This is a genomic window from Streptomyces sp. NRRL WC-3742 (genome assembly GCF_000720635.1).
Classification (GTDB): Bacteria; Actinomycetota; Actinomycetes; order Streptomycetales; family Streptomycetaceae; genus Kitasatospora.
In genome coordinates, this window is record NZ_JOCF01000025.1 from 46984 (window position 1) to 60959 (window position 13976).

Annotated in this window: 11 protein-coding genes; 5 read left to right on the top strand and 6 right to left on the bottom strand. The window is 75.1% G+C overall.

All coding sequences use genetic code 11. The features are described 5' to 3' along the window. Positions 1-85 precede the first annotated feature (85 nt). The 5 genes from IH61_RS44560 to IH61_RS0116010 all read left to right on the top strand — a co-directional run bounded on the left by IH61_RS44560 (position 86) and on the right by IH61_RS0116010 (position 7267). The gene (locus IH61_RS44560; protein WP_158845031.1) at positions 86-3424 is read left to right on the top strand and encodes an amino acid adenylation domain-containing protein; all 3339 of its coding nucleotides are present in this window, start codon (positions 86-88) and stop codon (positions 3422-3424) included. Further along, positions 3421-4173, top strand: coding sequence for a leucyl/phenylalanyl-tRNA--protein transferase (locus tag IH61_RS0115995; RefSeq protein WP_031070119.1), 753 nt, complete (start codon positions 3421-3423; stop codon positions 4171-4173). The genes IH61_RS44560 and IH61_RS0115995 overlap by 4 nt, the downstream gene beginning before the upstream one ends. 66 nt (positions 4174-4239) lie before the next feature. After that, on the top strand, positions 4240-5781 hold the full coding sequence (locus IH61_RS46975) for a hypothetical protein (RefSeq protein WP_051837162.1): 1542 nt from the start codon (positions 4240-4242) through the stop codon (positions 5779-5781). Between the two features lie 119 nt (positions 5782-5900). Beyond that, positions 5901-6677 (top strand): serine hydrolase, encoded by a 777-nt coding sequence (locus tag IH61_RS0116005; protein ID WP_031070122.1) that lies wholly within the window; start codon positions 5901-5903, stop codon positions 6675-6677. Then, positions 6674-7267, top strand: a complete 594-nt coding sequence (locus IH61_RS0116010; RefSeq protein WP_031070124.1) for an NAD(P)H-dependent oxidoreductase — start codon at positions 6674-6676, stop codon at positions 7265-7267. The genes IH61_RS0116005 and IH61_RS0116010 overlap by 4 nt, the downstream gene beginning before the upstream one ends. Positions 7268-7405: 138 nt before the next feature. Here IH61_RS0116010 and IH61_RS0116015 read toward each other — a convergent pair whose 3' ends face one another. The 6 genes from IH61_RS0116015 to IH61_RS0116045 all read right to left on the bottom strand — a co-directional run bounded on the left by IH61_RS0116015 (position 7406) and on the right by IH61_RS0116045 (position 13967). Further along, a complete protein-coding gene (locus IH61_RS0116015; protein ID WP_031070127.1) occupies positions 7406-8539 on the bottom strand; it encodes an FAD-dependent monooxygenase in 1134 nt (377 codons plus the stop codon). Between the two features lie 79 nt (positions 8540-8618). After that, on the bottom strand, positions 8619-9194 hold the full coding sequence (locus IH61_RS0116020; protein WP_031070129.1) for a GTP-binding protein: 576 nt from the start codon (positions 9192-9194) through the stop codon (positions 8619-8621). A 4-nt stretch (positions 9195-9198) separates the two neighbouring features. Further along, positions 9199-9564, bottom strand: a complete 366-nt coding sequence (locus tag IH61_RS0116025; protein ID WP_037972842.1) for a DUF742 domain-containing protein — start codon at positions 9562-9564, stop codon at positions 9199-9201. Between the two features lie 149 nt (positions 9565-9713). After that, positions 9714-10172: a roadblock/LC7 domain-containing protein gene (locus IH61_RS0116030; protein ID WP_051837164.1), complete on the bottom strand. Its 459-nt coding sequence runs from the start codon at positions 10170-10172 to the stop codon at positions 9714-9716. After that, positions 10169-12883 (bottom strand): nitrate- and nitrite sensing domain-containing protein, encoded by a 2715-nt coding sequence (locus IH61_RS0116035; RefSeq protein ID WP_078911137.1) that lies wholly within the window; start codon positions 12881-12883, stop codon positions 10169-10171. Before IH61_RS0116035 ends, IH61_RS0116030 begins: the two co-directional genes overlap by 4 nt. Before the next feature lie 388 nt (positions 12884-13271). Next, the gene (locus IH61_RS0116045; RefSeq protein WP_031070139.1) at positions 13272-13967 is read right to left on the bottom strand and encodes a FadR/GntR family transcriptional regulator; all 696 of its coding nucleotides are present in this window, start codon (positions 13965-13967) and stop codon (positions 13272-13274) included. Positions 13968-13976 lie beyond the last annotated feature (9 nt).

Genomic DNA, 13976 nt, shown 5'->3' on the forward strand with positions numbered 1-13976 from the left:
CGGGCGGTCCTCCTGTGCCGTGAGTGCGTATAGTCGGAAATGTCGCACTCCCAGCATTCTGCCGCCACAGCACGAGGTCAAGCCGGTGGACGACGCAGCAGACAGCGCACGGGGCACGGGGACGGAGCGGAGCCCCGGGCATCACGCCGTGGTCGTCGACGGCCACGGTCGGTACGCGATATGGCCGGGCGGGGCGGGGGTGCCCGAGGTGCCGCAGGGGTGGCGGCGGGTGTACGGGCCGGCGGGGGCGGCGGACTGCCGGGCGTACGTGGAACGGGAGTGGCGGCCGGGGGAGCTGGGGTTCTCGGGTGCCGGCGTCGGCGGGGGCGGTGGGTCCGCTGGGCCTGGTGGCTCCGGCGGGTCCGGCGGTTCGGGCGGCTCCGGCGGGGACACGGTGGTCGGGCGGTTCCGGGCGCAGGCGGCGCGGACCCCGGAGGCCGTCGCCGTGGAGGCCGACGACGTGACGCTCGGTTACCGCGAACTCGACGCGTGGAGCGACCGGTTGGCCGCCGCACTGCGGGAGCGCGGGGTCGGGCCCGAGCAGGTGGTGCCGGTGTGCCTGGAGCGCGGCGCCGCGCTGGTGGCGGCCTGGCTGGCGGTGCTCAAGGCGGGCGGGGCGCTGCTGCCGCTGGACCCGGGGAGCCCGGCCCGGCGGCTGGCGGGGCTGGTGGAGGACTGCGGGGCACGGGTGTCGATCACGGACGGTGACGGATTCGAGGGGGTGGTGGGGGTCGCGGTCGACGCCACGGGGGGTGCTGCGGAGGCCGGAGCCGGGGCGGAGGCCGACCTCGGGGCGGACGGCCTGGCGTACCTGATCTACACCTCGGGCACCACCGGCCACCCGAAGGGCGTCGCGGTCGGTCACCGGGCACTGCTGTTCACGCTGGACCGGGTCATCGACGCGTACGGGCTGCGCCCGGGCGACCGGGTGCCGCAGCTGGCCGCGCTGGGCTTCGACACCGCGCTGGAGCAGGTCTTCGCGCCACTGCTCGCCGGGGCCACCGTGGTGCCGGGCGGCGCGCTCACCTGGGCGCCGACCGAACTCGCCGTACTGATAGGCGAGTTGGGTCTGACCTCGATGGACCTCACGCCCGCCTACTGGCACCAGCTGCTCGGCCTGCTGCCGGCCTCCGGGCCCGCGCCGCACGGGCTGCGGCTGGTGGTCGTCGGCGGGGACGTGGTGCACGCCGACGACTGCCGCGACAGCCTCGCCCGGCTGCCCGGGGTGCGGCTGCTCAACGCGTACGGGGTCACGGAGGCGGCCGTCACCTCGACGCTCTGCGAGGTCACGGAGGCGGTGCTGGACGCCGCCACGCATGCCGGGCAGGCCACGCACGCAGGGCACGCCGGACACGCCGCGCACACCGCCCCGGTGCCGATCGGCCGACCGCTGCCGGGCGTGCGGGTGCACGTACTGGACGCCGCGCTGAACCCCGTACGCCCCGGCGAGAAGGGCGAGATCCACCTCGCCGGCCCCGGACTCGCCCGGGGGTACTGGCGCAGCCCCGGCCTCACCGCGGAAGCGTTCCTGCCGGACCCGTACGCCCCCACCCCCGGCGAGCGGATGTACCGCACCGGCGACGCCGGGCGCTGGCGCGCCGACGGGCAGCTGGAGATCCTCGGCCGCTTCGACGACCAGGTGAAGGTGCTCGGACACCGCGTCGACCCCGCCGAGATCGAAGCCGTCCTCGCCGCGCACCCGGCCGTCCGGCAGGCCCGGGTGACGGCGGACGGCACCGCGCCGGACGGATCGCGCACGCTCACCGCGTACTACACCGGGCGGGGCCGGGGCGAGGACCTGCGCGCCTACCTCGGCGAGCTGCTGCCCGCGTACCTCGTCCCGGCCTCGTTCGTGGCACTGGAGGCCATGCCGCTCACCCCGGCCGGGAAGATCGACCGTCGGCGGCTGCCGCACGCGGAGCCGCTCGCCCGTCCGGCCGGAGCGCCCGGCCCCGCGAACGCCGGGGAGGCCGCCCTCGCACAGCTGTGGGCCGAGCTGCTCCGGGTCGAACTCGTCGGCCCCGAGGACGACTTCTTCGCACTCGGCGGCACCTCGCTGCTCGCGATGGAGATGCTCGCGCGGGCCCGGATCGTGTTCGGCTTCCCCGTCGGCGAGGTCCGCACCCTCACCCGGGCCCTGCTGCGCGACCCGACACTACGGGCCTTCGCCGCCGCGCTGGCCGCCACCGCGCAGGCCGGCACGGACGCGGACACCGCCGCCGTCGACTGGGCCGCCGAAGCCCGACTCGCCGTCCCCGTACGGCAGTCCTGGAACCCCGCCCCCAGCCGGGCCGACCCCGCCGAGATCCTCCTCACCGGCGCCACCGGCTTCTGCGGCGCGCACCTGCTGCACGCCCTGCTCGCCACCACCCGGGCCCGCATCCACTGCCTCGTCCGCGCGCCCGACGAGGAGCACGCCCTCGAGCGGCTGCGCGCCGCCCAGCAGCGCTACCTGCGCCACGACCTCGTCGACCCCCGGGTGGTGCCGCTCCTCGGGGACCTCACCGCGCCCCGGCTGGGGCTGGCGGAGGGCCCGTACCGGTGGCTGGCGGAGCACCTCGACGCCGTCCACCACCTGGGCGGGCAGGTCAACTTCCTCTACCCGTATCACCAGTTGCGCGCCGCGAACGTGGAGGGCACCCGGGAGGTCGTGCGCCTCGCCGGGCACAGCCGGGGCGTGCCCGTGCACTACCTGTCCACCCTCGCGGTCCTCGCCGGCTTCGGCGCGGCGGGGGTGGCGGAGGTGAGCGAGCGGACCCCGCTCGCCCACCCCGAGCGGCTGGGGGTCGGGTACGTGGAGAGCAAGTGGGTGGCGGAGCAGCTGCTGCACGAGGCGGCCGCGGCGGGACTGCCGGTGACGGTCCTGCGGACCAACGACGTCACGGGCGACCTGGCGAGCGGGGCCATGAACCCGGGCACCGAACTCTGTGCGCTCATCGCCTACTTCGCCGACAGCGGCACCTATCCGGACGTGCGGCTGCCGCTCGACTTCGTCCCGGCGGACCGCCTCGCCGGTGCCATCGCCCACATCGCCGCCCACGCCCCGGCCGACGGCGAGGTCTACCACCTCACCTCGCCCTCGCCCGCCACGCTCCCGGAGCTGGCCGCGCGAATGCGGGCCCACGGGCACCGCATCTCCGAACTCCCGTACGGGGACTGGGTGCGCCACCTGGTGAGGTTCGCCGCCGGGCATCCGACGCACCCGATCGCGCCGTTCGTGCCGCTGTTCGTCGACCGGGCGCCGGGCGGGGAGCTGAGCATCAGCGAGCTGTACTTCCGGCCGACGTTCCCGAGGTTCGACCGGGAGAACGCGGACACGGTCCTGGCGGGGAGCGGCACCGAACTTCCGCGCGTGGACGGGCCGTTGCTGGACCACTACCTGCGGAGGATGGCGGAGGACGGGCTGCTCGGGGAGCCGCGATGAGCCTCTTCGCCGGGCTGGACCTCGACCGGGCGCCCGCGGACGCCCCGGTGGCGTTCGGCGGCGAGCCGGGGGCCGAGGTCGTGTTGGAGGCGTACCGGCGGGGGCTGCTCCCGCTCCCGGCGGCGGACGTGTTCGCCAGTGCCTACGCGGAGGCGCGGTACGAACAGGCCGTAGCGGCAGGGGAGATCGCGCTGCTGCCGGGCGAGGACCCGTACGCGCTGGCCTGGTGGTCGCCCGACCCCCGGCCCGTGCTGGCGCCGGGCGGGGTGCGAGTGCCGGGCGGGCTCGGGCGGCGGCTGCGGAACCGGCTGGGGTGGTGGACGAGCGTGGACCGGGCCTTCGGCCGGGTGGTCGACGCCTGCGCCGAGGGGCGCCAACCCGCCTGGCTCACCCCGGAGTTGCGGGATGCGCTGCTGGAGCTGAACGCGCGGGGCGCGGCCCACAGCGGGGAGGTGTGGGAGGGGGAGGAACTGGTCGGCGGGACGTTCGGGGTGGTGGCCGGGCCGGTGCTCAGCCTGGACTCGATGTTCCACCGCCGCCCCGACGCCGCCCGGGTGGCCGTCGCCGACCTCGGCGCCCGTTTCGGCGCGGCGGGCGGCCGGCTGCTGGACGTGCAGTGGGACGGCCCGCACGCGCGCAGCCTCGGGGCCCGGCCGGTGCCGCGTGCCCGGTACCTGGAGGAGCTGGCCGCCGGTGCTGCACCGGGCCTGCTGGAGACCGGCCCGCTCCCGGCTTCGCGACTGGGCTGACCTGCGTATACAGTCGTCCACCGGCCGCTTCGACAAACTGATTCCCCATCAGTAACATGACGCCGCGTGTTCAATCCCTCGCGCAAGTTTTCGCCCAAGTTTTCACCCAAGCCTTCACCCAAGCCTTCGCTCAAGCCTTCGATAGCCAGGGCCGCCGGCCCGGCCCTCCTCACCCTCCTCCTCGCCGGAACCGCCGCCTGCGGCCACCCCTCCACCCCCGGCACCGGCCAGGCCACCCTCGAACCGGCCGCCGCCGCCGCCACCGACGCGACCACCGCCGGGGGCAGTCCGGCGGCCACCGCACCCGGCCAGGCCGGCCCGCGAGCCCGCTCCGGCTCCGGCAACGGCACTGGCACTGGCTCCGGCTCCGGCGCCGCGAACCGCCCGTCCGCCGGACAGCCCGGCACGGTCGCCGTCGCCCCGGCGGGCGAGCGGCGGGCGGCCGTCGGCAGCCCCGCCAAGGACGGCGGCGCCGTCACCCCCACCGCGACGAACCTCCAGCTCACCGGATACGACGCGGCCGCGGGCACGGCCGTCCTGTCCGGAGCGGGCGGCGACACCACCGCCGCGAAGCCCGGCCAACTGCTCGCCAGCCCGCCCACCGAGGCCGCCCCGCAGGGCGCCCTGCTCGCCGTCACCGCGGTCAAGCCCGGCGCCGCCCGCGACAGCCTCGCCCTCGCCACCCGGCCCGCGAACCTGAGCGAACTGCTCGGCTCCACCGAGGCCGACGGCCAGGTGCCGATCGACGTGCACGGCATCGCCGTCACCCCGCTCGTCAAGGACCTCAAGGCCACCGTCGGCACCGACGGCCCCGGCGGCGTCAAGGCCGACGCCTCCGGCACCCTGCAGGTCGACCTCAACGCCCCCGTCCCCCTCCCCGACGGCCTGAGCCTGGCCGCCACCGGCTCCCTCCAGCTCCACCCGGCCGTCCACTTCGCCTACCACGGCGCCACCGCGGCCGGCCCCCGCACCGCCTCCGTCGGCTTCGACCTCGGCGCCCACGCCCACTGGAAGGTCACCGGCGACGCCAAGCGCGGCACCGGCGCCGCACCCGTCCGCGTGCCCTTCGCCAAGCTCCAGGCCAACCCGGTGCTCACCGTCGCCGGACTGCCCGTCGTCGTCAACCTGGGCCTCACCTGCTACCTGGAGGTCAGCGCCGACGGCCAGGTGCACCTGGAAGCCGAACAGGACGCCGCCGGTACCTGGGCCGTCCGCGCCGACTACACCGGCGGCAAGGGCTGGACCTCCACCACGGACGCGGACACCAAGGTGACGCCGGTCCAACTGCGCCTCAACGGCAAGGCGTCCGTCCGGGCCGCGCTCGGCGCCGACATCAACCTCGGCCTCTACGACACGGTCGGCGTGGAAGCGGGCGTCGCCCCGTACCTGAGCGCCCGCGCCGAGGGCTCCCTGGTCGCGGACTCCTCCGGCAAGGCCCCGCAGGCCCAGGGCAGTTGGTCCCTCGTCGGCGGAGTCGACCTCAACGGCGCCCTCCTCGCCCACCTGAAGATCTTCGGCACCCCGGTCATCGAGGGCAAGCTCCCGCTGCCGCCGTACCACCGCGAATGGCCCCTCCTCGGAGCGTTGCCGAAGCCCACCGCCACCTGAGGAACGCGCCGGACGAGTCGCCGCCGACGACTCGTCCGGCCCCGCCTGTCGGTTCCCACGGCTACGCGCCCGGCTACGCGCCCGGGCCTGCGACCCCGGCCACGCACTACGCTTCGGCCATGCTGTCTGTCGTGGTGGCCCCCTGGGCGCGGGATGCGGTGCCGGTGTTCGAGCGGCGGGCCGACGAGCTGCACGACGCCGCGAGCACGATGAAGGTCGCGGTACTGGCCGCGCTCGTCCGGGGCGGGGCGGACCTCGACGCCCAGATCCCGGTGGTGAACCGGTTCGAGTCCGTGGTCGGCGGGGAGTTCGGCAACGACCCGGCCTGGGACAGTGATCCACTGCCCTGGGAGCTGATCGGCACCCGGGCGCCGCTTCGGCTGCTGGCCGAGCGGATGATCACCCACTCCTCCAACCTGGCCACCAACCTCTGCCTCGCCCGGACCGACCAGCAGTCCGTCGCCGAGGTCTGGCGGCGCGCCGGGGCCACCCGCAGTGCGACACCGCGCGGGATCGAGGACTACGCCGCCCGCGAGGCGGGCGTCCACAACCGGGTCAGCGCAGGCGACTTGGTGCGGCTGCTGCACTCCCTCGCCGACGAGCCGGAGCTGCTCACCCTCCTCGAGCGCAACGACTTCCGGGTGGACCTCGCCGCGGGTCTGCCGCCCGGCACCCGGATCGCGTTCAAGAACGGGTGGGTGCCCGGCGCCCGCCTCTGCGTGGGCGTGGTGCACCCGGCGGACTGCCCGCCGTACGTCCTCGCGGTCTGCTACAGCGGCCCGTTGGCCGACGGCAGCGACCGCACCGACCCGGCGGCGCGCCTGCTCGCCCGGGTCTCGGCGGCGGTGTGGGAGTGCCGCCACGACATCAACCAACCTGAGGGGGACGGAAAATGAGCCGGATCGGGGTCTACCTGGCGCACCCGCGCAAGGACAGCTTCAACCACGCGCTCTACGAGGCCGTGGTCGACGAACTGCGCGACCGGGGCTGCGACGTACGGGCGCACGACCTGTACGCGGAGGGCTTCGCCCCGCTGGTCACCGCCGAGGAGACCGAGACCGTCGACGCGCACGGCACCAGCGGCGACCCCCAACTCGCCCTGCACCGCGCCGAGGTGGCGACGCTGGACGCCCTGGTGCTGATCCACCCCAACTGGTGGGGCATGCCGCCCGCCGTCCTCGCGGGCTGGGCGCAGCGCGTCCTGGTGCCCGGGGTCGCGTACAAGCTGGGCACCGCCGCCGGTGAGCCCGCCGGGCTGCTGAAGGCCGGGCGGGCGCTGGTACTCAACACCTCGGACACCCCGGAGGCCCGGGAGCAGGGCGAGTTCGGCGATCCGCTGCAGCGGATCTGGGCGGCCTGCATCCTGCCGTACGCGGGTGTGACGGACGTGCGGCGGACCGTCTTCCGCACGGTCACCGACTCGTCGCCGCAGGACCGGGCGCAGTGGCTGCGCGAGGCACGGGAGTCGGCGGCCGCTCTCCTCTAGGGGAGCCGGAAGACGAGCAGCGCCAGGCCCGCCGCAGGCGCGCGTCCTCGCGCAGGCGCAACACGTACGGGTCGGCGGGCATGCCCCCGCCCTGCCCCGGGTCGGGGCAGGGCGGCAACTCCCGTTCGCGGTACGGCCTCAGTACGGCTGGACGAGCACGTGGGCGGCGCCCGGGACGCCGATCTTCAGGAGGGCGTCCTCCTCCTCGGTGGTCGGGGTGCCGGTCTCCTGCTTGAGGACGGCCCGCGAGAGCGCCTGCACCCACATGGCGCGTGGGCGGCGCCGCTGCTCCCAGGCGGCCAGCGCGGCGGGGACGGTGTCCTCGGCCAACAGCGACTCGGCGAGGACGAGGGCGTCCTCGACGGCCATGGCCGCGCCCTGGGCGAGGTGCGGGGTGGAGGCGTGGGCGGCGTCGCCGGCGAGGACGATGCGGCCGACGTGCCACGGCTCCTCGACGGTGACCTGGGAGATCCGCGAGTAGACGACCGCGGCCGGGTCGGTCACCTGGGCGAGTGCCTCGGCGATAGGGCCGCCGAAGCCGGCGAGCCGCTCGCGCAGCTGCTCGTGGGCGCGGGCCGGGTCGGGGCGGAAGTCCTCGGCCTCGGCGAACACCGAGCCCAGGTACATCAGTTCGTCGCTGATCGGGGTGAGCAGCGCCTTGGCGGCGAGGTTGCCGGTGGACATCAGCACGCCGTGCAGTTCGGGCGAACGCGGCAGGGTGACGCGCCAGTTGGCGAAGCCGGTGTACTCGGGCGCGTACGCCTCGCCGTAGAGCCGCCCGCGCAGCGGGGAGCCGATGCCGTCGAAGCCGAGGACGAGGTCGTAGCGGGCGGAGTGCCCGTCGGCGAGGGTGACGTCCACCCCGTCGCCGTCCTCGGCCAGCGAGTCGATGGTGGTGCCGAAGCGCAGGGTCGCGCCCGCCTTGGCGGCGGCCTCGGCGAGGATGCGGGCCAGGGCCGGGCGGGGGATGCCGTTGCCGGCGGGGGCGTCGGCCATCCGGGGCTGCGGGATCCGGGCGAGGGTGGCGCCGGCCGGGTCGCAGATGGTCAGCACCTCCCACTCGAAGCCCTCGGCCAAGCAGGCGTCCAGCACGCCGAGTTCGCGCATCACGTGCAGGGCGTTGGAGGGCTGGATGATGCCGACGCCGAGCGCCTCGGGCTGCTCGCGCAGCTCGGCGACGTCGACCCGGTGGCCGCGGAGGGAGAGGGCGAGGGCGGCGGTGAGGCCGCCGATGCCGCCGCCGTGGACGAGGACGCGCAGGGGTGGGGTCATGGCGGGTGGTTCTCCAGACGTGCGGTGAAGAGCGGTGAAGAGCGGTGAGCAGCGGGGAGGAGCAGCGGGGGCGGGGAGTTCAGACGGCCGGGGCGGCGGCCAGCGCCAGCAGGTGGTCGACGAGGGCGAGCAGCACGTCCCGCCCGAAGGCGCGTTCGCGCACGTCGCCGATGAGCATCGGCACCTGCGGGTCGAGGTCGAGGGCGGCCCGGATCTCCTGCGGGGTACGGGTGTTGACCCCGTGGAAGCAGTTGATGGCGACGACGAACGGGATGCGCCGGCCCTCGAAGAAGTCGATGGACGCGAAGCTGGTCTCCAGCCGCCGGGTGTCGGCGATGACGACGCCGCCGAGGGCGCCGTTGACCAGGTCGTTCCACATGAACCAGAACCGCTCCTGCCCGGGGGTGCCGAACAGGTAGACGACCAGCTCCGGGCCGATGGTGATCCGGCCGAAGTCGAGGGCGACGGTCGTGGTCTCCTTCTGGTCGATGCCGTCGAGGTCGTCCACGCCGATGCCGGCCCGGGTCAGGTACTCCTCGGTGCGCAGCGGGGCGACCTCGCTGACGGCTCCGACGAGCGTGGTCTTGCCGACGCCGAAGCCGCCCGCGACCAGGATCTTGACCGCGGCGGGGGCCGCGGGCTGGGGTGTTGCCATGGTTCTAGAGTCTCCGGAGTCCGTCGCGTACGGCCGAGAGGAGGCCCGTGTCCGGGCCGCCGACGGCGGGGGCCACCGAGATCGGGGCCCGGGCGTTGAGGAGCCCCTGGGCGATGAGGTCGCCCAGCAGGATCTTGGTGACCGACACCGGAAGGTCGAGCCCGGCCGCGACCTCGGCGACGGCTGCGGGGCGGCGGCAGCGCTCCAGGATCAGCCGGTGCTCGCGCTGGAGGGCGCGGCTGCCGGAGCGGCCGGCGCGGGCGAGGGCGGCGTCGGCGGCCGGCTCGTCGGTGGTGAGCACGGTGATGAGGGTGAGGTCGTCGCGGTCGGGGGCGGTTCGGCCACGGGTGATGGTGTACGGGCGGACCATGATGCCCGCCTCGTCCTGGCCGTCCTCCTCCTCGGCCAACTCGCTCCAGTGCGGGGCCCGTTCGCGCTGCTGCCGCTCGAAGCCGTCCGGCTCGGCCCCGTTGGGCTCGATCCCGTCCGGCTCGGCCCCGTACGGGCCGCCCACCCGGTTCAGGCCCGGTTCCGCGTGGCGAAGGCGTCGAAGGAGGTGGCGGCGGGCTCGGAGGGGGAGCCGGCCCGCGCCGGGGTGCCGAGCTTCTGCCCGACCTGCTGGACCAGGGTGTGCATGGCCACCGACATCACCTCGGCGTCCACCTCCTGCGAGGCGATGACGGCCAGGTGGGTGCCCTGGGCGGCGGCGACGACGAACAGCCAGCACTCGGCGAGCTCGACGATCACCTGGTGCACCGGCCCGCCGTCGAAGAGCTGGCCGACGCCCCGGGCGAGGGACTGCTGCCCGGTGGCGACGGCGGCGAGGCGCTCGGCGTCGGCGCGCTCGATGCCCGCGGAGTGGCTGACCACCAGGCCGTCGTCGGAGAGCAGGACGGCGTTGCGGGTGCCGGGCACGGTGTCGACGAGTCCGTCCAGCAGCCAGTCCAGGTCCTGGTGGGTGGCGGTGGTGCGGTTCATGGCTGCTCATCCGTTCTTGTGGTTCGGGCGGCGTCCGCTGCGGGTGCGAGGGGCGCGGTGGTGTCCACGGACGACGGTGCTGCGGCGGGGGAAGCGGGGGAGCCGGCGCCGGCGGGGGAAGCGGGGGAGCCGGCCTGGGCGCGCGCGGCCCGGGACTGCCGCTGGAAGGCGCCGATGGCGGCGCCGGAGCGCCGGACCGGGTGCGGGGCCGGCTCCGAGGGGGTCTCGGCCGCGTCCGGCGCCGGGTCGACCCACTGCTGCGAGGGCGGTGGCACGCGCAGCTCGGCGGCCAGGCTGGCCTGGCGCACCCGCTGCGGCAGCGGCTTCTGCCCGCCCATGACGGGCACCGGCGGGGGCGGCTCGGCGGGCGCGTACTCGCGGCTGCGCCGTTCGGCGAGCCGGTAGTGGTCGGCGGGGCGGTACTGCTCGTCGGCGTACGGCGCCTCCGCGTCGGTGACCCGGGCGTAGGCGATGTCCGGGTAGATGGGCGAGCTGTGCTGGATGGGCTGCTCGACGACGTCCGCGCCCTCCTCGCCCTCCGCGCCCTCCTCGCCCTCCGCGCCCTCCTCGCACGCGCCGGGCCCGCCGGGGCCACCGGGCTTGGCGGGACCGGTCCTGGCGGGGCTCGGCTTGGCGAGGCCGTCCGCGATCAGCCTGCGGTACACCTCCACCGGCGCGACGGCGGGCGCGGTCTCCTCCGGGGAGTCCGCCTCCGGGCTGCTCGGGCCGGTGGCCGCGGAGAGCACCGTGCGCCGCGACTGCCGTACCAGGGGGATCGGTTCCTCGGCGGGGGCCGCGGACTCCGGCAGCCCGGTGTCCCCGTCGATGACCAGTTCCTCGGGCACGAGGACGACCACCCGGGTGCCGCCGAACGCGGAGGGCCGGAACTCGATCCGCAGCCCGCTGTGCGCGGCGAGCCGGGCGACGACGTGGAAGCCGAGGCGGATGTCGTCGGCCCGGGTGAGCACGTCGGTGCGCGGCGGGCTCGCCATGAGCCGGTTGGCGGCGTCGTACTGGTCCGGGTCCATGCCCAGGCCCCGGTCCTCGATCTCGATGGCCAGCCCGCGCCCGACCATGGCGGCGCGCACCTCCACGGGGGTGGGCGGCTTGGAGAAGGTGGTGGCGTTCTCCATGAGTTCGGCGATCACGTGGGCGACGGGCCCGACGGCCCGTTCGGAGAGCCAGGGGTGGCCCTCGACCTCGATCATGACCCGGCGGTAGTCCGGCACCTCGCCCTGCGCGGCGCGCAGCACGTCCAGCAGCGGGACGGGCTTGCGCCAGCGCCGATGCGGCTGGCCGCCGGCCATGATGACGAGGTTCTCCTCGTAGCGGCGCAGCCGGGCGGTGAGGTGGTCGAGGTCGAAGAGGCCCTCCAGGACCTCCGGGTCCTCGTGCTTGCGCTCCAGTTCGTCGAGCTTGCGCAGCTGGCGGCCGATCAGCAGCTGGGTGCGGCGGGCGATGCGCTGGAGGAGGCGTTCGAAGCCGCGGTGCTGCTCGGCCTGGCGGACGGCGGCGGCGAGGGCGGAGGAGCGGGCGAGGTTGAGGGCCTGGCCGAGCCTGGCCAGTTCGTCGGTCCGGCCTTCGTCGGCGACGGCGGGGGTGGCGGTCTCGGCGTCGAGGCGCTCGCCGCGCCCGAGCCGGTCGACGGCCTCGGGCAGGGTGCGGCTCATCTCCTCGGCCTGGCCGTGCAGGTCGGCCACGCGCCGGCGCAGGGTGCGGCTGATCCGCCAGCTGGCGACGACGACGGCGACGACGGTGACGAGGCCGACGACGGTGGTGAGGACGACCCTGGTGAGCAGGTCGGTGATGGTGCCCTTGCCGACCTCGACGATGCCGTCGGTGCGGGTCTCGATGGCCCCGACCAGCTGGGGGTTGAGCTGGTCGACGGCCTGGCGCCACTGGTCCTGGACGGCGGGCAGCCGCACCGCGCCGCCCGGGTCGGCGGCGACGGACCGGGTGAGCTGCTGCTCGACGGCGGCCTTGGCCTGCCAGGCGGGGCTGTTCATGAGCGCACGCCAGGTACGGGCCTCGGCCTCGGGCAGGTAGGGGAGGATCTGGACGGTGAAGAGGTGGTCCTCGGCGCCGATGGCGAGCTGGACCTGCTGGAAGTCGGCGGCGCTGAGCCGCCCGGAGGGCCAGCCGCGGGCGAGGAGGGCGTCCTCGCGGGCGAGCATCTCCTTGGCCCAGAAGGCGTTGACCAGGGTCTTGGAGACCCAGGTGACCTCGCCGTTGTCGACGTGGCTGAGCGCGGTGAACAAACGCAGGTCCACGGCGATGAGGTCGGTGTAGTAGCCGTAGACGGTCTGCTGGTCGACGGAGCCGCGGTCGACGGCGGCCCGCTGTTCGCTCAGCCGGTTCATCGCCTGCCGGGCCTCGGCGACGGCGCCGCGCACCTCGGCGGGGGCGCTGTCGGCGGTCTCGCCGGACAGGGTCCTGAACCGGCTCACCGCCTCGTCGGTGGCCAGGCGCTGACGGTGCAGCGGTCCGGTGTCGCCGCCGGGGTGGGCGAGCGCCTCGGCGGTGAGCCGGCGCTCCTCCTGGAGGTTGTAGTAGACGATGTTGGACGGCTGGCCGGCCTTCTGCGCGAGCAGGCCCTGGGCGGCCTGGCGCTGGAAGTCGGCGACGGTCTCGCCGCTGGTGACGGCCCACAGGAGGACGAGGGCCAGGCTGGGGACGACGGCCAGGACGAGCAGCGCCGCCCGCAGGGTCAGGCGCGGACGACGCCTGCGGGGGGGCTTCGGCGTCGGGGGCCGCCGATTCGCACGCGCACGCAGAGCTGGCTCCTAGGGACTGTCGGCCCGCCCTTTCGGGGGCTGGCCGGCCGGGGGCTGTTGGGACGAACTGACGAGGCGATATTAGTCATACCGTGTGAGTCGGGTGAACGGGTGTTCGCCACCTGGGTCGTACTCGATCACCGCTCGGACACAACGTCATCCGTTCGTTGACCGTCAGTATTCGAAGCAAGCCCGATCGGCAAGGCTTGACACAGTGTCATGGCAGGTCACGGCCAACGGATGGCCGGGGTGTGAAAACTGTGTGACACGATTCCGCCGACCGTCCGGGGCGCCGGCCGGAACTCGACAGGAATCCGACGCCGTCTCAGTCCGTGAGCAGCCGCGCCCGGGTGGCCTCCAGCTCCGCCGCCAGCACCCGCCCCGCCCGCTCCGCGTCGCCCTCGTGCACCGCCCGGACGAGCTCCGCGTGCGCGGCGTACCCGTGGTTGCGGTCCATCGCCCGCAGCTCGAACACGCCCACCAGCGCCACCAGGTGCTCCCGCAGCACCGGGGCGAACTGCGCGAACAGGTCGTCCAGCACGGGATTGTGGGCGGCGGCGACGATCGCCGTGTGCAGCGCGATGTCGGCGTCCACGAACGCGGCGTCGTCCCCCTCGCCCGCCGCCTGCCGGGCCGCCAGCGCCGCGTCCACCGCCAGCAGATCCGCCTCCGTACGGCGCAGCGCCGCCAGCCGGGACGCCTGCACCTCGACCATCGTGCGCACCTCGTAGACGTGCGCCAGCTCCGCCCGGCGCAGCCTCGACGGCCAGTCCTCGGCGGGCCGGTCCGCCGTCACGAACACCCCCGCGCCCTGACGGCTCTGCACCATCCCGGCCGCGGCCAGGGTGCGCAGCGCCTCCCGCACGGTCGAGCGGCCCACGCCCAGCTCCTTGGCCAGCGTCACCTCGCCCGGAAGCCGTCCGCCCACCGGCCAGACCGCGGTGCGGATCTGCTGCTCGATCCGCTCGGCGGCCTGCTGGGCGAGGGGGGAGGGGCGCAGCGGGGGGAGCGGGGTGGTCATGTTCCTTCA